We start from the raw sequence: 23,257 nt of genomic DNA, 5'->3' as shown, positions 1-23,257 counted from the left end.
CCCTTGGGTTAGATTGCGGCAACCTGCCTCTGCCGTTGCCGTCCCAGATTGCGTACATACCAGACAAATGACGCCAGCTGTTCGGGTGTCCCCAGCGGAAAGCAAGCATGCACCGGATCAATCTCAAAACGAAACCCTTTGTCGATCAGCCGGTTGTAGAGCGGCGCAATATAATACTCCCCCTTAATCCGATCGTGGCTGGCAATTGCCTCCTCTGCTGCTTCGACAAAGTACCTTGCTTTGGCGAATTGATAAAGGCCGGTCGTGGCATACGGAGAGATCACTTCTTTCTCCTTTACTTGCTTGACCAGCCCCGTTGGATCGAGTTGAACATAGCTGAAGCAATCGTCAGATGCGCGGAATACGGAAATAACTCCATCTGATCCGGTATTCCTTCTGGACCAAATCGGCGTCTTTCTCGTATACATAAATGTATCGCAATTGTAAATCAACAACGGTTCATCCGGTTTCATCAGCATTTTGGCCGCTAAGACCGTTTTCGCTTGCCCCTCCAACACACAATCAAGCGATACAATCTTGGCTTGCGGGCAATAACGGTAAATCGCATTTTTCAGCGGAAAAGCTTCGAGATGTTCCCGAAGGCAGACAAAAATCATCTTGTCGATCCTGACAAACGGGCGCAAACTATCAAGTGCCCAGTAAAACATCGGTTTTCCCAAAACATTGATCAACTGCTTTGGTTGCTCATATCCTGCCGCACGAAAGCGGTGGCCAAGACCCGCCATAGGCAACACAATGTTCATCCCGAGCCCTCCTCACGACGTAACTTTCGCAAAACTTCCTGCCAATTGGTAAAAGAGATCGCCAGGTCATCGATATAAACTTGACCGTATGGCTTGCCGAAGACAATTTCGTCATATTCAATTTGATGCTGCGCCAACCACTCCAACGTAGTTTTTCCTACATTGGCTATCACTTTGCCGGCATTTCCGCCTTCTGTTCGCATACTGCGCGCCGTGTAAATAATAATTTCATGTCCTTCCTGTTTTAACTGCCGAAGAGCCTCCGCCGCGCCCGGAATCGGCAAAACCTCCCCGTATGACTCTCCTCCCTGCTTTAACCTGCAAATGGTTCCATCCAGATCAACAACTATCCGCACTACTTGTCCTCCTTTTCCCCGGAAATGGCCTCGGTCAGCAACTGCGCACCCAAGGCATAGAGAGCCAGTTGCCGCTTCGGTTGATCGCGATGGAGCGGAAGCATGGACAGAAACAGAAGCGATTCAATCAGTTTGACTTCCGCCAGCGATGAACCAAGCCAGTCATCCCACATATGCTGCAATTGCTTTTGGATGGGGGTGAATGGCAGCTTCAGCTCCAACGCTTCCCCCGACAAAGTTGCCTCGTATCGATCCCGGACGATATGTTCGTAACCACTGAGACTATGCCGCATTTTAGCGAGGTCATACCGAACATCGCCATATGCACCCGCATTGCCGAAATTTCCGCGTGGATCGATGACTAGCAGTTGATTGCGCTCCGGATCGAAAAAAAGGTTGGAGAAACAGAGGTCACCGTGGATAAGCTGAAAGCGAATCGTTGAGATGCAGCGACGAATTACGAATTCGTGTTGTTCCAGCAAGCGCACCGGACAAACTAGCTGGCGGCCATTTAATTGAAAGCAGCCTTTGTGATAGATTCGGTTGGCCCATTTGCGTTCTTCCAGAAACCGGCTGAGCCGCTGCCACGTTTTGACGATATACATATCCTCAAGTGCCGAAATTGCGTCATGATCTTTGGTATACCGCGAAAAGTCACGCAGCAAAGCGAAAATATGGCCAAAAAACGACTGCCATTCGTTCATGGTTAACCCGTTGTCCAAATAAAGCTGTCCGACTGTCGGCAAATGAATATATTCCATTGTCACAAAAACTTGTTGAGAAAGAAGAGAATAATCTACGATTTGCGGAATGTACCGCTGCAATTCGGCAGGCAATTCCAAGTACCAACGAATTTCAGCGGATAATTTCTGCTCGTCAAGGCTGCGCTTCGTGACAGTTTGCCGTTTGGCATCATAGGTGATCTGATTGAAGTATCTCGACCGCATCGATGGGGGATTTGGGCGACGACCATTGTTATTTGCGCAGTTGCTCAACGATCGGCTCCGATTGTAGCGTACTGCCGCAGACTGTTTGCCAAATATCTGACCAGGTGTGACTGATTCCAGGAGAAAATACGCACTCCTGTACTTGCTGCATGGCTTCCCGTGTATTCCAGCATCCGTAGCGTTGGTTCAGCGAATCTTGCAGTTGCGCTGCGGCGCATTCTCCCAGGAGATAATTTTGGTAATACACAGGCAATGTAGTCAGATGCGGCTTGCACGCCCAATAAGGATAATCCCATTCAAGCGGTCGAGAAAGTCCCTGTATCTCTTCGACGAGATCCCACCATAATCGATTTAACGGCTGACCCGGATTTTCATAGAGTTGTCTCTCAAATGAAACCACGGTCATGGTCCAATATAAGCGAACCAGCAAATTGTTTTGCCATCTGCGGCGATAGGAGTCGGGTTGCACAATCTCGGTATCAAGCAACCAGGACAGCCAATGGGGATCAAGCGCCAATCGCTCCATTAAAGCTGCAACCGCTTCGCTCAAAAACAGCTGGGCAGGCTGCCGTAACAAAAACGGCAGCGTGCGATCAATTCCCTGTTCGTAAACAGCATGGCCCAGTTCATGCAGCAAAATGGCAATCCCCCTGACAGAAGGGTCGAGATTGCAAGAGATCCGTATATCCCCGGCTCGATCAATATGCAAACAAAAGTTGGTCTGCGCTTTTCCGTCCTGACTGGTCAAGTTCGCGTTTGCCAACATCTCGGCAATAGCGAACCCAAGGTTATGAAAATAATCGATCAGCTTGCTTTGGATGCTCTGCAAATCAACGGGTACGCTACTCTGTTCATCGCTGTAATATTCTTGGACAAACGGATGCGGATAGCGCCAAGGATACCGATCCTTTTTCGGAAGCTTCCATTTTGCGGCAAGCTCTTCGTCGATTTCCGCCATAATCGACTGATAACTGCTGTCCAACCCTTTTCGCAGCGCAGTAAAGAGGCTGTCAAGCAGATCGAGCGAGAGTTCCTGGCTTTCCAGCTTCATCACATAATAGTTGTCGAAGCCATTTTGTCGTGCCACCTGATTGCGCAATTCAACCAATTCCAGCAATTTGGGCGCAATGTGCTGGCCAATCCCCATGCTCGCTTGCCATAATTGCTTCCGATATGTTTGGTCGGGGCAATGCAACAGCTCCCGCAAAATCTGTTGTTCGGTCAGTTGCTTCCCGGAGCTTGTCGGCCGATAGGCAGCAAACTGAACATTTAATTCATTCCAAACTTGAGAAATCCGGCGGCGCGTCTCTGGCGAGGTTCGACTGTCCAGCCTCTCCCGCTCCAATATTTCCAGCTGGCGTCGTTCGCATCTGTTAGACTTTCCCGTTTGATCTGGCTGCCATTCCACTGCGGCCAATGCCTCCTGATAGGCGATTTCTTCTGCCTCGCAACGCTCTGCCCACTCCTTCCGCCCCGTTGTTAGAACCATCCATAAAGCATGCATGGAGGCAGTATGCAAACGTTGCAGTGACTCGTTCAAATTTTGTAAGAACGATTTCATCTAAGGACCACCCCATTGTTGCGCAAATATTGGATCGCTTGCAGTGCGCTCGACTTGGCAGAAGCGGCAGGTTTGTCAATCTCAATCGTCAAATAACCGTCGTACTTGCTTGCGCGCAAAAATTGCAAAATCGGCGCAAGTTGTAAATCACCAAAGCCTAATTCACAAAACTGTGTTTTGCTCAAGCCAAAAGAGCCAAACTTGACATCTTTCAAATGAATGCAGGAAATTCTGGGGAAATATGTTTCGAGCAGCGGCAGAAGGTCGTATCCAGCTTCCGCCGCATGCCCAACGTCCGGCACCAGGTAAATATCTTCGGCCACACGTTCCATTGCCATGTCGATCTCTTTTCTGGTAAAGATCGGTGAGCCTAAATGGGGATGCAGAGCGATACGAATGCCATAATGGCGATAGCGTTTGGCAATTTCCTCGATCATGCCCAGCATTTTGTGCCAATCATCCTGCTCAACTGACCGCTTCAGCTTCATTCCCGGTCCCAAAATAACCTGCGGGATGTTGGCTTGTTGCAAAAGCCGTGCAATGCTCTCATGCCGCAAAAACAATTCTCTCCGCTTCTTTTCGTTCATAAAATGACCGGTTTCATACGCAGCTGAGACCGTCAGCGGATAGCGGCCGATCATCGCCAGCCATGCTTCCATTTGCCGCGAGAAAGAAAGCAACGTCGTTCCTGCAATTTCACAAGCTGAAAATCCGCTTTCCGCTATCTCCGCCAATCCCTGCTGCCAATTTGTTCCCCATCCGATCAACTGACAGGAGAGCCGAAAGCTTTGTTTCCCCGCTTTGGTCACTTTCATCCCTTCACCTTGGAAAAAACTTGGTCGTGATAGGACAAGTTTTGATAGTTAAAGACAGTCCCGCTGATCTCAACAACTTTCGGCGAAGTGTTAATCGGCTTTCTCACCCGTTGGCCCTTTTTATTCATCAAATAGCTGTAATTGTGTGTGATTTTTTCCAAACTGCTCTTGGCAAAATGTGTCACAAACGCTTGACGATACCGATTCTCAGACCGATTGCGCGGCGAACCGTGCATCGTATATCCGGTGAAAATCACTACATCGCCCGGCCGTGTAGAAATTTGCACCCGCCTGAAACCAGGCGGAATCGGCGTCATCTCACCGGCATAGGCAGCACTGCTGCCAGGAACAAACTCGCAGGAAAGCAAATCAAGTTTATGCGTACCGGGAACGATCAGCAAACCGCCATTCTCCTCGTCGGTGGCGTCCAGACTCACCCAAACGGCATATGTCGTGCCAGGATGAACACCCACTGTATAATTATCCTGATGCAAACTAAGCCCGCGGGAGCCCGGCGGCTTGAAGAAGTAACTGGTCTGGATCACCAGCGGTTCTTCCTCCAGCAACTCCTCAAGCAGTTCAATTACGCGCGGGTCGAGGCTGAACCGGGCAATTCGCTCGTTTTCCCGATGAAAATCGCGAAATCGGTTGGGATACAAACTTTCCAATGGCCGCAACGGGTCCTGTTTGATTTCCCCGGAAGCGAGCATTTGCAACCAGATTTTTTCGTATTCGTTTTTGATCGCCGCTATCTCTTCCGGTTGAAACATTTCTTTTATGACCAAGTAGCCGGTTTCAGCAAAAAATGTTCTCTCACGCTCGCCAATCGATTTGCTCATCGCCAACTTCCTTTCACTTCTCATTCCGCTTGATGATTTGGTCAAAATAGGTCGCATTGCGGAATTCAAAGATGTTATTCTTCGTTTCCAACACTTTTGGTTCCGGATTGAGAAGTTTTCGTACCCGCTCGCCTCGTTTATTGATCAGGTAGTTGTAGTTTAAGGTGATCTTTTCCATGCTTTCGCGTGCATAGTGGGTAACAAGAACGCGCCGGAAGCGATGCCTCGAAAAATTTTCCGATGAACCGTGCAAAATATTGCCGTTAAAAATGACCACATCGCCCGGCTCAGTCGTAACCTCGACCGTTTCGTATCCTTCCGGAACCTCAATCATCTGCCCATAGACGCTTACCGTTTCCGGCACAACTTTGGGGGAAAGCAGTTCAAATTGCTGCGTTTTTCGCACGAAACTAAGCCCGCCATTTTCCTGATCAGACGGATCAAGGCTCACCCAGGCGGCATAGGTTGTGTCCGGAACTACCCCGATGCTGTAATTGTCTTGATGGTACGGCAAGCCTCGCGTTCCTGGCGTTTTAAAATAATAGCTGGTCTGAATAACCAGGATCGGCTCGCCAAGCAGGTACTCCATGATCTCCATCAAACGCGGATCGATAATGAACTTCGTAACCGTCTCGTTCTCCCGATGGTAATCCCGCAATCGGGGAAAAACGCTTTCCAGCGGTCGCTTGCTGTCTTGCTGAATTTTCCCGGATGCCATTAAATCAAGCCAAAATTTGAAGTATTCCTCGTTGACCTGCTCTACTTCCGCTCGCGAATACACTCCTTTGACAACGAGATAGCCTTCCTGTTCAAAAAACCGCTTTTGTTCTTCGCTTACATGAGTTCCCACTGCTCCCACCTCATCTCATCCTCATTTGTCCCTTCTATTACTTAGGTAGGTTTACAATTGTTGTTGGCGCTGACCCCGCTCCAAACTGTCTTGCGAAGGGAGGCTGTTTCCCAATTGACCGCTGTGTTGAATCTTCTGCGGACTTTTTCGCCCTGTTTGTTAAGCAAATGATTGTAATTCAGCACGACCTTCTCTGCGCTCACCCCGGTATAATGGGTCACAATCGCGCGGCGGAAACGGTTTGATGACAGGTTGGCAGTGGAACCATGCAACAGATTGCCGTTAAAAATAACCGCGTCTCCAGGTGCCGTTTGAATGAAAAGAGACTTGGCCCCTTCGGGAATCTCCAGCTTTTCGCCATACTCCGTATCGCTTTCCGGAATACTTTTCGGAGCCAATAACCCCATCTTGTGGCTTCCCGGTATAACGTACAGTCCGCCGTTTTCCTCGTCGGCCGCATCCAAACTGACCCAAACGGAACAAGTTGTTCCCGGTACAACTCCGATGCTGTAATTGTCTTGATGGAGCGGCAAGCCCCGCGTGCCCGGCCCTTTGAAGTAATAACTGGTGGAAATGACCAATGGTTCTTCACCGAGAAGCGCCTCCACGGTACCGATCGCTTTTTGCTCCAGGACAAATCGCAAAATCGCCGGATGTTCCTTGTGATAGTCACGCAGACGCGGAAACAAGCTCTCCACCGGTCGCTGTGGGTCTTGCACAATTTTTCTATCGGCGACCAAATTACTCCAAATATTCTGAAATTGCTCGATAAGCTGTTTTGCATCCGCTTGCGAGTAAAGTCCGGAAATTTTCAAATAACCTTCTTGTTCAAACCTTTCCTTGTCTTCCGCGGTGATTCTTGCGTTATTCATACGCCCACCTCTTGTTCATTTAATTGGTGTTGCTTCATTGGATCATCGCGCATTTTTTTTCCGGTTCAGGAAAACTGCTCAGCGGGTTGACTTTTTTGACTTTTGCTGTTGTACTGTAGCTTCTGGCCAACTCGGTCAAATAGTGGTTCTCTTCGCGGACCAGCGTATAGCCAACTCCTTTTAAATAGAAGATCAACGAGAAAGAATGCTTGTCCGTTTTCAGTTTTCGCCGCAATTTGTATATATATTGCCGAGCCGTTTCCGGTCCGGTATATTCGTCCCAAATGTTATGAAGAATTTGTTCGGTGGTGACAAACCGTCCCTGATTTTTGATGAAATACATCAAGAGTTGAAATTCTTTATCTGGTAACGGCTCCAGCTTTCCGTTCTTCAACAAACAGTGCAAGTGCGGCTTAAAAATAATGCCGGAGCAAATCTCTATATCTTGCGCATTCAGCTCCTCCGAAAACTTTTCCGGAACATTCAATGTATCAATAAATCGGCTGATTGCTTGCTGTACCTGTACCTCATTTTGCACCATGCATACAACATCGATTTTCCGTTGCAGACGCTCTCGCTCTCTCCCCGCGCACTCTTGTTCTTCTGCCATGACCATAAAGCGGACTTTTGGATATTGCCGGGTGATTTGTTCAAACAAGAACAGTTGCTCTTGCATTTGGCCAGAGAGATCCCAAATGACCGCCTGAACCGACACCGCCGGATTCAGCAAGTGTAACAGTTCGCTTGTTCCTGTCGCGTACAATACGGTGCAGTTTTTGTTCTCAACGGATTTTTTGACCCAACTAAAAATACTCGGATTTGAGGTAATTACAGCAATCATCATGCCTTGATTCCCCTTTCAATTGTTTTTTTGCAAGAGAAGAACCCCCACTCCATGATCGGGGCTTACAAACACTAGTGCGATGGTTTCACCTGCTTGAACCGTTATCTGACTGTCCATCTCTTGCAGGGTAACAAACGGGTCGCTGCCAAGGAAATTGATGTTTGCCCAACGGGTGCGTTGAAACAGCTTCTGGTCACAATTCCGCCACGCTCGCTCCAAGCCGGCTAAAAAACTGCGCGAGACACACTGCGCAATCGTCCAATCGATCCGTTGCTGTTTCCGGATTTCGCACAACAACAACAGAGCCTTGTCAATGAGCATCCGTTCCGCCCGTTCGTAATCGTCCGCCGTCCATTGATGCATGGAGACAGGAAGACAGCAGCCCCTTTGCCCCGCATACAACAGCTGATATGTTCCTTCGTCCCGCGTGAAGTGGATCCAGGCGGCGGCATCCCCTTTGGCAAACCCGCAAAACCGTTTGCGGGAAAATGGTGAAACCACATGATCGATCGTGAGCAGCAACGCATGTTGAACAGGCTCGGCGCGGAAAAAGCTTTGAACCAACTCAACCCCGCTGACACTGGCAAGGCTTCCCTGTTGTCCGACAGAAAACGGGAGGCAGTTCACCAAGCCAAGGCGTTTTTGAATTTTCCACGCTGGCAGCATGCCGGCGTTGCCCCCTACCGTTTCATGGCAATAACACAAAAGATCAATTTTCCGCTTCCCGTGACCATGTTCAGCCAGGAAGCGAACAGCGTCATCGGTGAAGTCCCCTCGAAAAGCGGGAATATGATCACGCTCTTCCGACAGGCCCGCTGCCAAATCTCCTTGTTGGAAGGAAAGCTGCCGATCGGCAAACAGACAAAACAGCGGATTGGCAGCCCCATATCCCTCCGAAAAGGAGGAAAGATAGTCACTCCCGGAAAGTGTGGTTGGCGCCACAGCGGCAAATACAGACAGAAATAGCTTGCTCAAGGGCGGCTCCCCCCTAAAATTGATGCAGCGCACATCCATAACTGCCGATGCCTACGGAAACCGTAAGATACAAATCGCCTTTTCTCAACCGCCCGTCAGCGACCGCCGCTTGCAGATTGTAGAGGATGTCCGAGCAATAGAGATGGCCCGCCTCAGCGATGGTCTCCGTGTAAAATTTATCTGGACGGAGTCTGAGCATCTCCGCTAAAACCTGCCAGGTCCGGTAGTTGACATTGCTCCCAATCAGCAATCTTACATCATCAAAAGCGAGCGATGCTTTGCGCAAAGTCGTCATAATAATTTGGCGCAACGCAAAGAAATATGTTGTTTGAAACCATTTCCAATCCTCCGCTTTGCCACTGATCCCGTCATAAAAGGTCGGATCGACCACATTTTCAATCAGCAGGGTACGGTGGAGTTTCCTGCCTCTGATCAAGTAGCAGGCACTGGCACAATCGCCCAGCAGCGAGTCAGGCAGTCTGCGAAAAAAAGGATGGATCGCTTTATCTGCCGAGACAAGCAAAATGCCGCTAGTGTACGGGTCCGTCCGGAACAGATTGCGTGCCATGCGCAGCGCCAGGTGAACAGAAGCGCAGTTATGCTGTCCGATGGCGTGGAATGGCCGTTCCTGCAATCCATACGTGTGGAGTACTTCACGAAGCATATTTTCATCGTGCCAAGACAGCTCGGAAGTCCGAACCATCAAAATTCGATCGATCGGCAAACTTTGTCGGCGCAACCGCTCCACTAGCGGATGACAAGCCTCCCGCAACATCTCCGGCAAACTTCGCTCTCTCTCTACCGGCACATGTGAAAAGCGATAGTCTGTCTTGAACCGTCGGATTTCTTCCCCGGAGAATACACCGCCGTGCTGCACAATTTCCGCAGCCAGACGTTCTACGCTGACACGCCTTGGCGGGACATAAACAGACAGATCATGAATGGAAAAATCATCAGTCGGGGTTCTCATTGCGTTTTCCTGGCCAGACAGCCTTCAATATAGTCAGTCAAGCTGCCGAGCGTAGGTTTCTCTGCGCCCAATGCCTCCGGATAGTTCAGTTCAATTTGAAACCGGTTCTCCAGATCAACCAAAAGCTTCATAAACAAAACCGAATCGATGGGAAAGTCAGGCGCATCCAATCGGACATCGAAGCTGAGCGCATCTGTATTTACGTTGTTTTCATTGAACACAGTCAAAATTTCCATGAACACTTCTTGCCGATTCCGTTTCATAACCCCCTCCTTGGCTGATGTGTTTATCTTTCACCACCAAAATATCGTTTTTTGCGGTAGGTTATCTCAACATTTTTTGTCACTTTTCTCAGTGTTTCTTGCTAATCTGTGGTCCTTGGTCATTTTTTTACGGCATTTCCCTATCTTGATGGACATATTGTTCTTTCCACGATCGCGGCAATTCAGCCGTCAGCTTTATCTCATGGGGGATTTTGTAGAAAGCCAAATGGCGAGCTAAAAAAAACCGAATGTCTTGCGGGGACACGGCGGCCTCGGCGACCACATAGGCGATTATTTTTTGGCCGTACAGACTGTCGTTCTCACCCACGACCTTGGCCTGAAGTATTCCCGGAAAAGAGCGGAGCACCTGCGCAATCTCGTTAGCATTCACCTTGCGTCCGGCCACATTGATAAATTCACTTTGCCGCCCTGTTAAAAAAAGCTGCCGACCCTTTATCATCCCGATGTCGGCGGTAACGTAGGCACCGTTGTGGAGCGGACTGACAAAGCCATGTTCCGCTGTAACATATCCCTGAAACAAACTGGGACTACGCACGACAATCACCTGCTGGTCGGTTAGTTCCACCTCTACCTCGGGAAGAATCGAGCCAACCGCTCCGTCCGTTTCTGCGCCGGTTGGATCGGTCGCGGCGATCGCACCTGTTTCCGTGCTGCCATAAACTTGTAAAAGACGTGCTCCAAACTTACCGTGAAACGCGGATGCAATAGCGGGGTCCAAACGGCCACCGGCGGAAATGGCCATACGCAGCGCAGACAACTGGTTGGATGTAATCATCTCCGCTTGCGTCAATAGTTGGTAAAGCAATGGAACGCCAAACAAAATTGTACTGCGAGACGCCAGCGCTTCGCTGGCCACTTTTCGCGGCGTCGGAGCGGAACAGATGCGCAGGGTCGCTCCCGCCAGCACGCTGCCCATCAACGAACCGGTCAATCCGTACATATAGTTGAGCGGAGTGGTAGTAAGAGCGATATCGTCTGCAGTAAAGTCGAACCACTCCTTGTAAACCAGCCCTTCCCGATACAAAACCGCATGGGTAAGTTGAGCAAGTTTCATCGGACCGGTTGAGCCGGAGGTGGGCAACAAAACCACAGCGGACGAAGCGGACAAGTCAGTTTCCGTTGCCCCGGTTTCCATCGACCGTGATTCCCCTTTGGCAAGCAACCGGGAATAGCTGATCGCCCGGTCGCCGCCGTCTGGCTTGATCCAGCGTCGAATGAAAGCCATTTTCGCCAGACGGTCTTGTTCCGCCTGCGTAGTTTGTTGGTCCAACGGCAAAAAAGAAACGCCGCCGTCAATCAGACTGAGGAGAATCAAAGCGGATGTTGCCGATTGATCAACTACAACCCCGACAGGTCGTTTACCGTTTTCCTCTTGTAACGTGGCCACGGCGTGCTGAATCGCGGCCATATACTTTGGCAATTCACCATACGTGATCGATTCCGTGCCATCGCTAATGGCTATCTTCTGCGGATGATCATGCTGCATGATCCAAGCGGACAAGCGCCCCATCGGCAGCCTCCTTTCGAACTCTAGCTGAGATACACAGCTTAAGCATACTTCCTGCCTATGCGATGTTCCTATTAATCCACCGTGAATTCACCGTATCAAAAGCGCAGACGGAAAAATAACGTCTGGATGATGTTCAACTTGCTCGAAACTTGTTAGTTATGAGTAAGGAGAAAACGGATAGAGGAAGGGAGTGGCTGCATGATTGGGATGGAAGCGTTTGCGACATATGTGCCGCAAAAGCGCAGCTCTGTCAAAGAACTGGCAACCGAATTGAGCCTGTCCGGCGAGGAACAAGCGCGGCTTCAAGAGTACGGCTTCGCTCACGTTGCTGTCGAACCGAAACGGCAGCTTCACCATCTGCTGGTTCAAGCCGCACAGCTGCTGTTTCACAAGCGGCCGGAAATTGTTTCACAGATTGGCGCGATCTTGTGTACCCATGCTTTCCTGACCAATTTTCCGTACTTATTCGATCCTTTGACACAACTTCAGCAGGAATACGGGTTGGACCATCTGCCAAAGATCACGTTCGCGCAAATGAACTGCGCCTCCTCCGATTTGTTGCTGTTTTTGGCCAGACGTTGGCTGGAAGCGCATCCGGACGTGCCGGGCGCGCTGTTGCTGATCGGAGATAAGGTGTTTATTCCGAAGCATCGCTATCTAAAAGACAGTACGATCTCCGGAGATGCGGCGGCCGCGGTCTTTCTTTCCCGTCATGCCCATCAACATCGCATACTGCACACCTCGATCCAGACGGAAGCAACCGTCTTTAACAGCGTACGATCGGATCCAAAGGAATGGAAATGGTTTCAGGCGACTTTTCCACTCGGATTGGTAAAAATCATCCGTTCAAGCTTAATCGCATGCCGGCTTGAAGCCGAGCAGCTGCGCTGGATTTTCCCCAACAATATTAATGAGGTTACATGGAATACCGTGGCGAAAGCACTGCATCTTCCCCGCGAGAAGTTTTATTATCCGACCTTGTCCACGGTTGGGCATGCGCAAAATGTAGACAATCTGTTGAATCTGCAAGCTGCGAAAACAAACGGACTCCTAACGACTGGGGATTATTATGCCACCCTGTCGCTGGGAATGGGCAGTGCATTTGGCTGCACCATTTTTCAATTTTAATCGAAATGGGCTGATCTTGTTGCAATTCAAACCGACCTTGTCTCTTTCATCTGTATCGGTGTGGCTGCCGGATACCCGCCTGTCGCTTGGCCAACTCTGGCAACAGCGGCGGCAAGCGATCCCGAACTGGCGGGAAAATCAATTGCAGCATCCATTGTATGCCCTTTACGAGGAGTACGGATTGCCCTTAGACGGTTCCCCATTGCCCTCGGCGAAGGAAAGCGAATGGGGGGATACCAAACTGCCCGTATCCTTCACACCAGGAGGCGCCGAACTTGCGCTTGCGGCTGTACGCCAACTGCTTGCCACATGCAACCCGACGCGACCCACGGTCAAATATTTGCTCTATGGCCACGAAACGCTCGAACCGAGCATCACGCTTACGCCCACACAAAAAATCAAAAAAATTTTGAAGCTAAAACATACTCTTCCCTTTTCCGTCTGCGGGCAAGGATCGATAACCGTCGCCAGCGCCTTGCGTATGCTGCACGTCCTTGAACAGACAGACGGCCAAGCGGGAGAAAGGTTGCCTTCCTTGCTGGTGACCACCGACCAAGTTTGTCCGCCACAGCCGCGCGCTTTTTTTCAGCAGTTTCCTAAAGGGGACAGCGCTGCTGCCTGTCTGGTCGCTCCGGATGAGGGGGAATGGACTATCCTTGACTGTCAATTCCACCATTGGGCACTGCATCACCCTAATCCGTATCATTGGACAATTAATGACTACCATCAGCATGAAGCGACTTTTTACAAGCAGCTGACGGCACTGCTGCCCGATTTTCTCAGCAAAAACGACATAGGCTTTCGCGATTTGGAGTGGCTGGTGCCGCAGCATCTCAGTGAGCGTTTTTTTCAGGAGACGGCCTGCTTGGCGCAGGGAGCTTGCCGACTCTATCGGCGCGAGCTTCTGCCGGAGTGCAATTTGCTAAACAGCGACTGTCTGATCTCCCTGCATGAACTGGATACCGGAAAACAAGTCAGCAGAGGAAGTTTTGTCCTGCTGGTGCCTGCCGGGCCGCTTGCTTCGCTGGGCTTTGTTTTATTGCAAAAAAACAAAAAGGAGTGAACGTCATGTTACAGTATGAACTGCCCAGCAAAGTGGGCACGCGGATGTTGCTTCGCAGCGACGGTTCCACCACACTATTGTTGGAAAGCCTGTTAAATACGTCGTTACAAGTTGCCGTACCCAGCCAGAAAGTCGTCCGGACGGATGAAGTTGAGGCAGACATTTTGCAGTGGTTGTGCGTAGAGAGCGGAGAGCCGCTGCTGGTACGTCATTCCGCATTGGTAACACCTGCTCAGGAAGTGGTCTCGCGCAATTACGTAGTCGCTCGCACCCAAATCGCAGAAAGTCTGTTGACCGGGATGGAACAGGAAGAACTGCCCTTGGGAAAATTGCTTTTGGGAGAAAGATGGCCGCAATACCGGCAGCTTCTTGGCCACGGCACCCGTGAATTCACTTTCGATGCAGTACCATCGACCTGTGCCTTCAAACACTATGTCATTTGGCTGGAGCAAAAACCGCTGCTGTATATCCGCGAGCTTTTTCACCCCAAGTTTGTCGCGGCACATGCGTTTGAAGAGTGAATAAAGCGGAACTCTCCCGGTTCTTTACAGAAATTTCCCACAAATCTCATAGATACTTCACAATTGATTGATACGATGTCCTCTGTAAACGAACTTATTCCTTACGGGAAGGGAGACTCTCCAATATGCACCAAAAAAAATGGATGATAGCCGCTTTGGCAGCGCTCACTTTTACATCGGTTTCAGGGACAAGCTCCGCAGCGCTGTTGGATCACACCACCAGCTTCAATTATGCGGACAGCGATGAAATTCGCGGTACGGTTACGCTGACGCCAAAGCCGGCATTGTTGGCGAAATACAGCTTGTCCGCTCCTGATTTGGCAGACGGGATCAAAATGGGCGTCGGTTCCTCTTTGGCCCATTTGCCCGGCGACCCGGACAATATTTTCTATACGACAGCAGACCGGGGACCGAATGGTGAAGTTGAAATCAATGGTCTGACGGTTCGCACTTTTCCGCTGCCCCATTACACACCGAGTATTTATAAAATTGAGTTGGCAGATGGAAAAATCAACATTCTGGAACAAATTAAGCTAAAGGTAAATGGCAAAGACCCTGTCTCTGGCACCAGTCAGGTAACAGGGCTGCCGAATATCAAAGGACGTGACGAGGTCCCTTTTAACCCGCAAGGAACAAAAGAATTGGCTTATGATCCCTACGGCCTGGATATTGAAGGATTGGCTTACAACGCCAAAGATGATTCGTTCTGGCTTTCCGACGAATACGGTCCCTCGATCGTTCATGTCAAACGAGACGGCACAATTATCGAGCGCATCGTGCCAAAAGGCTGGGCGTCACAAGTCTCCACTCCGCTTGTACCCGCCCGTGAAGTGTTGCCGGCCGTCTACAATCAACTGCGGCAAAATCGCGGTGCCGAATCGGTAGGCATTACGCCTGACGGCAAGTTCATGTTCATGGCTATGCAAAGTCCGCTGCGCAATCCGGACAAGTCGACCGACAACTCCCGCCAGCTGCGCATCATCAAAATCGATCTGCAAACGCTGCAACCGGTTGCCGCCTATGTCTACCTGACAGAGGATGCGTCCCAGTTCAGCGGATTGAAGCAGTCGGATATTGTGATTTCTGATCTGTTGGCCGTCAATGAACATACTTTGCTGATCGATGAACGTGACAAAAACGCGGGCGACGAGGCCCAATTGAAACGGATCTATTCAATCGACCTGTCCCAGGCGACAAACGTTCTTGGCGAATACGACAATCCGACGGCGGGCAAAACTCTGGAACAAATGACAATGGCTGAATTGAAAACTCACGGCATCATGCCGCCTGTCAAACGGACAATCCTTGATGCGGCAAGTTTCCAATTTCCCTATGAAAAAATCGAAGGAATCTCGCTGGTCAACGGAAATACGCTGGTCATCGTCAACGACAATGATTTTGGCGTAGGCAGCACGTCTCCCGGCAACGGTACCGAGCTGTGGACTTTCCGCCTGCCTTATACGATTCAGTAATCACACAGCAGCGGCAAAAGACAAAGGCAACAGGGCAAGTTTCTCTGTCATACCTTTCATCTTGACACGAAAAAAAGGAGAGGTTCGCTTGACGACCTTCTCCTTTTTCGATTACTTGGTTTTGTTTATCAGGCGTGTATATTCTGGATCGTCCCAAAAAGAGTAGATGATTCGTGGGTCTCGTTCAAGAATATTCTTTACCCATTCGACGTCATTTTTCCGCAAAGCATCGATCAGTTGAATCAAGTCATGACGATCCAATAACAACACCCCGTTTACACCGGCTAGCGTTTCCGCTGACTCCCTGTATGTAGAAGATGTGATGACCATCGTTTTCTTTGCCTGATAATAATTTTTGGCGGTATACACTTGCTGTACCGCTTCCAAATTTACGGGAATGTCTGTGTCGTATCGTTTTGTTTGAATAATGTTTCGTTGGCCAGATCGATCCGTAAATACCACATCGGCACCGTAGTCGCCCGTGACATGAGTCTGATAGGCGTCCACATACCCTGCTTCCCGCAAAACCCGGGTTATGTATTCTTCAAACTGCTGCCCCTCCATCCTGTCGATGTCTTGAATCGTAATGTCTCGCAATGCTACGCCTGAGTAGTTAGGTGAAGCAACAGTTTTGGGTCGGAGTCTGTGAAAAAAACGTAACGTCAAGAGTAACAAAAGAACGATGATACCTGCAATAATGATTGTATGTTCCAAATCTTCCTTCATCCTTATTGTTTTTATTTCATTTCTTACTTTATTTTTGGCACTTACCATTTTATCATAGTACGAATAAATAAAAACACCTTCATAAGATGCCGCCAAAACATAATGTACTGGCAGATCCTAACATGAAGGTGTTTTTTGTTGATTGGAAAACGACCGGCGAAATAGCATACAACCAACCTATTCGCTACAATGATCTTGTATTCAGTTTCGCAGAAAGGCAGGTGATCGCGATGATCGAAACTCCCCGGCTCATCCTCAGGCCGTATCAGGAAGATGATTTTGCCGCCGCGCATGCCATGTTCGCCGATCCGGAAACGATGCAGTTTTATCCCGCTCCCTTCAGCAGCCGGCATACGAAAGCGTGGATCAGCAGAAACCGCGAACGTTATGCGAAAGACGGCTTTGGCCTGTGGGCTGTTTGTTTGAAACAAAGCGGCATTATGATCGGCGACTGCGGTTTGATCAAGCAAAATTTGGCTGACCAGACCGAAGTGGAGATCGGCTACCATCTCAACAAAGCCTATTGGGGAAACGGCTATGCCACCGAGGCCGCCTTGGCTTGCAAACAGTACGGTTTTGAAACACTCGGTTTGCCACGCTTGATTAGCATTATTGTTCCGCGCAATCGGCCGTCGATCCGCGTCGCCGAACGAATCGGATTTTCATTTGAACGGATGTTTCATCTTTTCGGGAAAGACCATTGCATTTATGTCGGCATTCGCTCCGCTTTGCCAATGCCGCTGCCCCTGGACCGCCGGCTTGAGCGTTAAACGCCCGCGTAGGCCATAAATCCGCCATCAATCGGTATGGTAATGCCGGTAACAAAGCCGGACATTTGCTCATCCGCCAGCCAGATGACAGTCCCAAGCAGGTCTTCCGGTTTGCCGAATCTGCGCATCGGCGTATGTGTGAGAATTTTATGAGAGCGTTCCGTCAAGGAACCGTCCTCGTTCGTCAATAGATTTCGGTTTTGCTCCGTCAGGAAAAAACCGGGGGCGATTGCGTTGACGCGGATGCCGGCCTCGGCCATATGAACCGCCAACCACTTCGTAAAATTCTCGATCCCCGCCTTGGCAGCGCTGTAAGCCGGAACTTTTGTCATCGGAGAAGGAGCACTCATCGATGAGATGTTGATGACAATCGCTCCCTGCCGGTTGATCATCTTTTTCGTAAACACTTGTGTCGGGATCAATGTCCCGAGGATGTTCAAATTGAATACATAGCTGAATCCTTCTTCGGTCAGATCAAAGAAGGTGGCGATGTCCGGGTTGGCCAAATCGCCCTGTTCAAAAATTTCCTTGGTAGTCACACCTTTCGGATGGTTTCCTCCCGCGCCGTTAATCAAAATATCACAGGGGCCGTATGCGGCAAAAACGATTTCCTCCGCCTGTTTGACGCTCTCTGCATTCAGCACGTCACAGGCGACCGCCATCGCCTCGCCGCCTGCCTGCCGGATTTGTTCTGCTACCTTTTCGCCTTTTTCCGCCGTACGATTGAGGATCGCCACCTTGACGCCCTGTCTGCCCAATTCCCGTGCCATCGCACTGCAGAGCACCCCGCCGCCGCCTGTAACGACGGCAACTTTTCCTCGTAACCTTTCATTGATGGCCAGCATGGCTTTCCCCCTCCTTCGTTCGTTGCAGCGTATCCCAAATTCCCCAAAGATACATGATGCCCAGCGCCCGATCATAAAGACCGTAACCGGGGCGGCATTCTTCGTCAAAAATGTGCCGGCCGTGATCCGGTCTGGCGTAACCGGTATAGCCGATATCGTGATACGCTTTGACGATCCGGCAAATATCGAGCGACCCGTCTTGGGAGCGATGCGAAGTTTCCACAAAGTCGCCGTTTTCATACACTTTCACATTGCGAATATGAGCGAACGGAATGCGATCGGCAAATTCTTTGACCATCTCGACAATATCGTTTTGCGGATTGGCTCCCAACGCCCCGCTGCACAAAGTGATGCCGTTGTACGGACTGTCCACCAGTTGGAGGAACTTGCGCAAATTTTCCTGACTGGTCATGATTCGCGGCAACCCAAAGATCGGCCAGGGGGGATCGTCAGGGTGGATCGCCATCTTGATCTCGTTCTGCTCCGCTACGGGAATAATTTCTTCCAGAAAATATTTCAGATTTTCCCACAAATCCGCTTCGCCGACATGCTTGTAAGCAGCAAACAGACTCGTCAAATCCTGCAATCGCTCCGGTTCCCAGCCGGGCATCGTAAATTCCGGATTTCCGGCGATTTTGTTGACCAGCTCCATCGGATCGATGGCATCGATTTTGGCATGTTCGTAAAAAAGCGCGGTTGAACCATCGGGAAGCTCTTTGTACAGTTCGGTGCGCAGCCAATCAAAAACGGGCATAAAGTTGTAGCAAATCACTTTCACGCCGACCTTTGCCAGCTTTTCGATCGTCCGCTTGTAGTTTTCAATATATTGCTTCCTTGTCGGCAACCCCAGCTTGATATCTTCGTGAACATTGACGCTTTCCACCACATCGATATGCAAGCCGTACTTGTCGGCCTGTTCCTTTACTTGCAAAATTTTTTCCATCGGCCATTCTGCTCCGGCCGGAACATCATGCAATGCCCAAACAATACCTTCTACACCTGGAATTTGTTTGATATGGCGCAGCGGAATGCGATCATTCCCTTCCCCATACCAGCGGAATACCATTCTCAATATCGCAGCCTCCAATAACGTTGGTCTAGTCGTTCGAAAGTTCCATGTCAAGGTAATTACGGATATTTTCAAAGCAAATATTCCGGACAATTTGCTCCAAGAGCGCGAAGTCAGCGGGATACTCGCCCCGCTCTACCCAATCTCCCAACAAATTGCACAGGATACGGCGGAAATACTCATGCCTGGTAAAAGAAAGCAGGCTTCGCGAATCGGTCAGCATCCCGATAAAGCGGGAAAGCAGTCCGACATTGGCCAGCGCTTTCATCTGTTCCTTCATGCCATCGTGATGATCGTTGAACCACCAGGCGGAGCCAAACTGGAGCTTGCCCGGGACGCCTTCCTGAAAATTGCCGATCATCGCTGCGATCATATAGTTGTCCCGCGGATTGAGACAATACAGGATCGTTTTCGGCAAAGATTGGCGCTGATCGAGAGCGTCGAGAAAGCGGGCGAGATCTTCCGCGTAACAAAAATCGGCGATCGAGTCGTATCCGGTGTTGGGACCAAGCAAATGCAGCTTTCTGGTGTTTGCATTGCGCAATCCGCCAATATGCAATTGCATTGCCCATCCGTACTGATGATACCGCTGGCCCAAAAACAGCAACACCGCGGAGCGAAATTTCGCCGCTTCTTCGGGTCCTAGTATTTTCCTGTCAAGCTTTTTCCGGAAAATCGCGGACAGCTCCTCCTCCGTTGCTTCGCGATAAAAAGACGACTCGATGCTATGATCGGACAACCGGCAGCCTGCTTCGTGGAAAAATTGAATTCGCCGCGCCAGCGCCGTCAGAAAATCGTGATACGTGTCGATCGCCATGTCTGTTGCCTGCTCAAGCTGCTGCACCCAGGAAGGAAACGTCTCCTTTTCAATCTGATACGCCTGATCGGGGCGAAACGTGGGGAGCACCTGCACATCGAAAGCGGGATCGTCCCGCAGCTTTCGGTGATCGGCAAGCGAATCTGTCGGGTCATCGGTCGTGCATAAGGCGACGACATTCGACCGTTTGAGCAAAGCTCTCGGCGTAAACGCCTCATCTTGCAGCAAGGTGTTGCACCGTTCCCAGATGTTGTCGGCATTTTCGGCGCTTAATGGCTCCGTTATGCCAAAGTATCGTTGCAGCTCCAGATGCGTCCAATGATACAGCGGATTGCCAATCAAATACGGGACGGTTTCGGCCCACCTGACAAACTTCTCCTTGTCGCTTTTCTCCCCCGTGATATATTCCTCGCTTACGCCATTGCTGCGCATCGCTCGCCATTTGTAATGATCTCCGCCAAGCCAGGCTTCCGTAATATTGGCAAATTTCCGGTTTTCGGCAATCTCTTTGGCGCTCAGGTGACAGTGATAATCAAAGATCGGCATATCCTTGGCGTATTGGTGATACAGCTTTTTGGCGGTCTCGCTGTCCAGCAAAAAATCTTCATGCAAAAATGGTTTCACTACACTCCCCCCCAACCGTTGTGCACGTGCTAATCCATCAGCTGACCGCCGTTAATTTCAATAATTTCCCCCGTAATATAACTGGCATAGTCTGAAGCCAAAAATAACACTGCTCCCGCCGTTTCTTCCGGCTGTCCCTCTCTGCCGAGCGGAATTGATTGCAAATTATTTTGCCGCATCGGTTCCGGGGTAAAGCGATCGTGGAAAGCGGTGGCGATCACACCAGGTCCGATCCCATTGACCCGGATGTTGTATTCTTTCAACTCTTTCGCCAGGCCGCGGGTCAGTGTGCTCAAGCCCGCTTTGGCTGTCGCATACGCTACCGCGCCAAATCCGCCGCCGTTTCGCGCCGCAATCGAGGTCACATTGATGATCTGTCCCTGCTTTTGCCGTTTCATCAGCGGCAATGCCGCTTTCGTCACGAGAAAAGCGGACTTCAGGTTCACATTCATCACCTGATCCCACAGTTGTTCATCCATCTCTTCAATTTTGCAGCGTTTGAGCAGCGTACCGGCATTATTGACGAGAATATCCAACCGTCCAAACGAGTGTTCAATTTCCGCCGTCATCCGGTGAACATCCCCCGCATTGGCAACATCGCCCTGCACCAGCAACGCTCGGCGTCCTTGCCGTTGAACCTCCTCCATGACTTGCTTAGCACCGGCGATGTTGGAGTGGCCATGGACGATCACATCAGCTCCATGCTCGGCGAACGCCAGCGCGATCGCCCGGCCAATCCCTGAACTGCTCCCCGTGATCCAAGCCACCTTGCCTGCAAATGAATACATTGCTTCACGCCTCCCTTTTGTTCCTTACATCAGCCAATTCGGCACAAACATGACCAACTCGGGCACAAACAGCAAAATCAAGACCAGAACAAGAATCCCCGCGATAAAAGGAAGCGATTCCTTTATATACTCTTCGACGGAGACATTGGTTAAGGAGCAAGCCGTATACATCGTTACGCCGACCGGCGGAGTCATTCCCCCCAACGTGACGATCGTCATCATCAAAATACCGAAGTGAACCGGATCAACGCCAATCTGCTTAATGATCGGCAGGAAAATCGGCGTCAGCAGCAGGACAAGAACCGTTGATTCCACGAACATGCCCGCCACAACGAGAAACAGCAAAATGAGCAGCAGCAAAATCGTCGGATTGCTTGTCGTTCCCAGCATCAGTTCGGCAACCGTTTGCGGCAAACGGTCGTAGGTGATCAGATAGCCCAAAATCGAGGAAGTGGAGATAATCAGCAAGATCGTGGCGTTGTCGATGACGGATTGCTCAATCGCCTTAATAAACGTATGCCAATTCATCTCTTTATAGATGGCAAAACCAACGATAATTGCATACACGACCGCAAAAGCTCCCGCCTCCGATGCCGTAAAAATGCCAAAACGAATTCCCACCACAAGGATGACGGGAAAGAGCAATGCCCAAAAACTTTCTTTCGCTGACAGGAGCACTTCCTTCAACGTCGCTCTGCGCACCCTGTTGGTGGCATCGTAGCCGCGCTTTTTGGCAATCAAATAGCTGATGGTCATCAGCATGAACATCATCAAAATTCCGGGAACAATTCCAGCCAAAAACAGCTTGCCAATCGACACTTCGCCGACGAAGCCATAGAGAATCAAGCCGATGCTGGGCGGAATCGTCGCTGTAATCAGCGAGCCGACCGCGATTACCCCGACGGAATAGCCGCCGGAATACCCGCGATTGATCATTTGCACGCCCAGTATCCTGCTTTGCATCGCCGCATCCGCGTTTGCCGAACCGGAAATCCCCCCCATGATTGTGCTTAGCAGGATGGAAACGTGGGCCAATCCGCCGACCAAATGTCCGGTCAATGCATTGGAAAAGCGAATCAACCGGGTGGTAATGCCGGACGAATTCATCAGGTTGCCGGCCAGAATGAAGAAAGGCACGGCCAACAAAGGAAACGATTGAGTCCCGGCCACCATCCTTTGCGTCGTAATCGAGATCGGCAAGTTCGGCTCCACCATGAAGTAACTCAAACTGGCGATTCCGATCGCAAAGGCAACCGGCATGTTGAGAAACAAAAGGATAAGAAAAATGATCGCAACCGTTAACATAAAATCCCCCCTTTTTGCACCGGACAATCAATGCAGCGCGCGGTTTGCTTGCGCATCAGGCTTCTCCGTCTTTGTCCTTACAGGCCGCAGCAAGTTGACCAACTTGGCCAGCAGTGTCACAATCATCAACAGGCAGCCCATCGGTACAGACAGCGTGATGAACGAATAACTGATCGACATGTTGTTTACCAGTCTCCCGGAATTTTCCAAAGTCAATTGCAAGCCGTAACCGCCAACAAAGATCAGGAAAAACAGCATCAGCAGCTTCATGGCAATATCCAGCCAAAAAGCCGCTTTTTCAGGCAACCTTTTGGCAAGCATATCCACACCGATGTGGCTGTTCTCTCGTAACGCGCGGTTGGCTCCCAAAAAAATCACCCAGGCAAATAACAGTTGGGCAAATTCGACCGACCAGGCGATGGGATAGCCGACCCATCGCATGACCGCAGCAAAGAAGACAAACAACACGACGCCAAACATCAGCAAATTCGTGACGAAGCGTTCGACCCGAATATACAGGCTGGTTAGCTTTTCCAAAGAGA

General features: G+C 50.3%; 25 protein-coding genes. 5 read left to right on the top strand and 20 right to left on the bottom strand.

Annotated elements, in window-relative coordinates:
* Window positions 1-8: 8 nt before the first annotated feature.
* The 13 genes from JOD01_RS06105 to JOD01_RS06045 all read right to left on the bottom strand — a co-directional run bounded on the left by JOD01_RS06105 (window position 9) and on the right by JOD01_RS06045 (window position 11,587).
* A complete protein-coding gene (locus JOD01_RS06105; protein ID WP_204517373.1) occupies window positions 9-764 on the bottom strand; it encodes a glycosyltransferase family 2 protein in 756 nt (251 codons plus the stop codon).
* Window positions 761-1,120 carry an HAD hydrolase family protein gene (locus tag JOD01_RS06100; RefSeq protein WP_204517372.1) on the bottom strand — a complete coding sequence of 120 codons (360 nt, stop codon included), beginning with the start codon at window positions 1,118-1,120 and terminating at the stop codon, window positions 761-763. The genes JOD01_RS06105 and JOD01_RS06100 overlap by 4 nt, the downstream gene beginning before the upstream one ends.
* On the bottom strand, window positions 1,120-2,115 hold the full coding sequence (locus tag JOD01_RS06095; protein WP_204517371.1) for an aminoglycoside phosphotransferase family protein: 996 nt from the start codon (window positions 2,113-2,115) through the stop codon (window positions 1,120-1,122). Before JOD01_RS06095 ends, JOD01_RS06100 begins: the two co-directional genes overlap by 1 nt.
* Entirely contained in the window at window positions 2,096-3,628 is a 1,533-nt protein-coding gene (locus tag JOD01_RS06090; RefSeq protein WP_204517370.1) for a M2 family metallopeptidase, read from the bottom strand. The genes JOD01_RS06095 and JOD01_RS06090 overlap by 20 nt, the downstream gene beginning before the upstream one ends.
* Window positions 3,625-4,443, bottom strand: coding sequence for a sugar phosphate isomerase/epimerase family protein (locus tag JOD01_RS06085; RefSeq protein WP_204517369.1), 819 nt, complete (start codon window positions 4,441-4,443; stop codon window positions 3,625-3,627). The genes JOD01_RS06090 and JOD01_RS06085 overlap by 4 nt, the downstream gene beginning before the upstream one ends.
* Entirely contained in the window at window positions 4,440-5,282 is an 843-nt protein-coding gene (locus JOD01_RS06080) for a phytanoyl-CoA dioxygenase family protein (RefSeq protein ID WP_204517368.1), read from the bottom strand. Before JOD01_RS06080 ends, JOD01_RS06085 begins: the two co-directional genes overlap by 4 nt.
* A 13-nt stretch (window positions 5,283-5,295) precedes the next feature.
* Complete coding sequence (locus JOD01_RS06075) at window positions 5,296-6,132, bottom strand: phytanoyl-CoA dioxygenase family protein (RefSeq protein WP_204517367.1); 837 nt, start codon at window positions 6,130-6,132, stop codon at window positions 5,296-5,298.
* A gap of 41 nt (window positions 6,133-6,173) precedes the next feature.
* A complete protein-coding gene (locus tag JOD01_RS06070; protein WP_204517366.1) occupies window positions 6,174-7,004 on the bottom strand; it encodes a phytanoyl-CoA dioxygenase family protein in 831 nt (276 codons plus the stop codon).
* A gap of 34 nt (window positions 7,005-7,038) precedes the next feature.
* A complete protein-coding gene (locus JOD01_RS06065; protein ID WP_204517365.1) occupies window positions 7,039-7,848 on the bottom strand; it encodes a winged helix-turn-helix domain-containing protein in 810 nt (269 codons plus the stop codon).
* A 15-nt stretch (window positions 7,849-7,863) separates the two neighbouring features.
* Window positions 7,864-8,823, bottom strand: coding sequence for a beta-ketoacyl-[acyl-carrier-protein] synthase family protein (locus JOD01_RS06060; protein WP_204517364.1), 960 nt, complete (start codon window positions 8,821-8,823; stop codon window positions 7,864-7,866).
* Window positions 8,824-8,836: 13 nt separating this feature from the next.
* Window positions 8,837-9,793 (bottom strand): 3-oxoacyl-[acyl-carrier-protein] synthase III C-terminal domain-containing protein, encoded by a 957-nt coding sequence (locus tag JOD01_RS06055; RefSeq protein ID WP_204517363.1) that lies wholly within the window; start codon window positions 9,791-9,793, stop codon window positions 8,837-8,839.
* Entirely contained in the window at window positions 9,790-10,056 is a 267-nt protein-coding gene (locus tag JOD01_RS06050) for an acyl carrier protein (protein ID WP_204517362.1), read from the bottom strand. Before JOD01_RS06050 ends, JOD01_RS06055 begins: the two co-directional genes overlap by 4 nt.
* 127 nt (window positions 10,057-10,183) lie before the next feature.
* Window positions 10,184-11,587 (bottom strand): class I adenylate-forming enzyme family protein, encoded by a 1,404-nt coding sequence (locus tag JOD01_RS06045; protein WP_204517361.1) that lies wholly within the window; start codon window positions 11,585-11,587, stop codon window positions 10,184-10,186.
* Between the two features lie 198 nt (window positions 11,588-11,785).
* Here JOD01_RS06045 and JOD01_RS06040 point away from each other — a divergent pair, with 198 nt between their 5' ends.
* From JOD01_RS06040 to JOD01_RS06025, 4 genes are all read left to right on the top strand, one after another.
* Entirely contained in the window at window positions 11,786-12,715 is a 930-nt protein-coding gene (locus JOD01_RS06040) for a 3-oxoacyl-[acyl-carrier-protein] synthase III C-terminal domain-containing protein (protein WP_204517360.1), read from the top strand.
* A 16-nt stretch (window positions 12,716-12,731) separates the two neighbouring features.
* The gene (locus JOD01_RS06035; RefSeq protein WP_204517359.1) at window positions 12,732-13,778 is read left to right on the top strand and encodes a hypothetical protein; all 1,047 of its coding nucleotides are present in this window, start codon (window positions 12,732-12,734) and stop codon (window positions 13,776-13,778) included.
* 5 nt (window positions 13,779-13,783) lie between these two features.
* A complete protein-coding gene (locus tag JOD01_RS06030) occupies window positions 13,784-14,299 on the top strand; it encodes a chorismate pyruvate-lyase family protein (protein ID WP_204517358.1) in 516 nt (171 codons plus the stop codon).
* 125 nt (window positions 14,300-14,424) lie between these two features.
* Window positions 14,425-15,771 (top strand): esterase-like activity of phytase family protein, encoded by a 1,347-nt coding sequence (locus JOD01_RS06025; RefSeq protein WP_204517357.1) that lies wholly within the window; start codon window positions 14,425-14,427, stop codon window positions 15,769-15,771.
* A gap of 111 nt (window positions 15,772-15,882) precedes the next feature.
* Here JOD01_RS06025 and JOD01_RS06020 read toward each other — a convergent pair whose 3' ends face one another.
* The gene (locus JOD01_RS06020) at window positions 15,883-16,368 is read right to left on the bottom strand and encodes a restriction endonuclease (RefSeq protein ID WP_204517356.1); all 486 of its coding nucleotides are present in this window, start codon (window positions 16,366-16,368) and stop codon (window positions 15,883-15,885) included.
* A 353-nt stretch (window positions 16,369-16,721) separates the two neighbouring features.
* Between JOD01_RS06020 and JOD01_RS06015 the strand changes: the two genes are divergently transcribed.
* A complete protein-coding gene (locus JOD01_RS06015; protein WP_204517555.1) occupies window positions 16,722-17,267 on the top strand; it encodes a GNAT family N-acetyltransferase in 546 nt (181 codons plus the stop codon).
* On the opposite strand, the gene JOD01_RS06010 is transcribed toward JOD01_RS06015, so the two are convergent.
* The 6 genes from JOD01_RS06010 to JOD01_RS05985 are packed head-to-tail and all read right to left on the bottom strand — an operon-like array spanning window position 17,264 to window position 23,252.
* On the bottom strand, window positions 17,264-18,112 hold the full coding sequence (locus JOD01_RS06010) for an SDR family oxidoreductase (RefSeq protein ID WP_204517355.1): 849 nt from the start codon (window positions 18,110-18,112) through the stop codon (window positions 17,264-17,266). The genes JOD01_RS06015 and JOD01_RS06010 overlap by 4 nt on opposite strands.
* Window positions 18,096-19,184, bottom strand: coding sequence for a mannonate dehydratase (gene uxuA, locus JOD01_RS06005; RefSeq protein ID WP_204517354.1), 1,089 nt, complete (start codon window positions 19,182-19,184; stop codon window positions 18,096-18,098). The genes JOD01_RS06010 and uxuA overlap by 17 nt, the downstream gene beginning before the upstream one ends.
* Window positions 19,185-19,209: 25 nt before the next feature.
* Complete coding sequence (uxaC, locus tag JOD01_RS06000) at window positions 19,210-20,622, bottom strand: glucuronate isomerase (RefSeq protein WP_204517353.1); 1,413 nt, start codon at window positions 20,620-20,622, stop codon at window positions 19,210-19,212.
* Window positions 20,623-20,651: 29 nt separating this feature from the next.
* Window positions 20,652-21,410, bottom strand: a complete 759-nt coding sequence (locus JOD01_RS05995; RefSeq protein ID WP_204517352.1) for an SDR family NAD(P)-dependent oxidoreductase — start codon at window positions 21,408-21,410, stop codon at window positions 20,652-20,654.
* Window positions 21,411-21,434: 24 nt separating this feature from the next.
* Window positions 21,435-22,715 carry a TRAP transporter large permease gene (locus JOD01_RS05990; RefSeq protein WP_204517351.1) on the bottom strand — a complete coding sequence of 427 codons (1,281 nt, stop codon included), beginning with the start codon at window positions 22,713-22,715 and terminating at the stop codon, window positions 21,435-21,437.
* A 27-nt stretch (window positions 22,716-22,742) separates the two neighbouring features.
* Entirely contained in the window at window positions 22,743-23,252 is a 510-nt protein-coding gene (locus JOD01_RS05985) for a TRAP transporter small permease (RefSeq protein WP_204517350.1), read from the bottom strand.
* Between the last annotated feature and the right edge of the window lie 5 nt (window positions 23,253-23,257).

Origin of the sequence: Brevibacillus fulvus, assembly GCF_016908525.1 — a bacterium.
Classification (GTDB): domain Bacteria; phylum Bacillota; class Bacilli; order Brevibacillales; family Brevibacillaceae; genus Brevibacillus_G; species Brevibacillus_G fulvus.
Note: the sequence above shows the minus strand (reverse complement) of the source record. Positions and strands in the feature narration are given on the sequence as shown.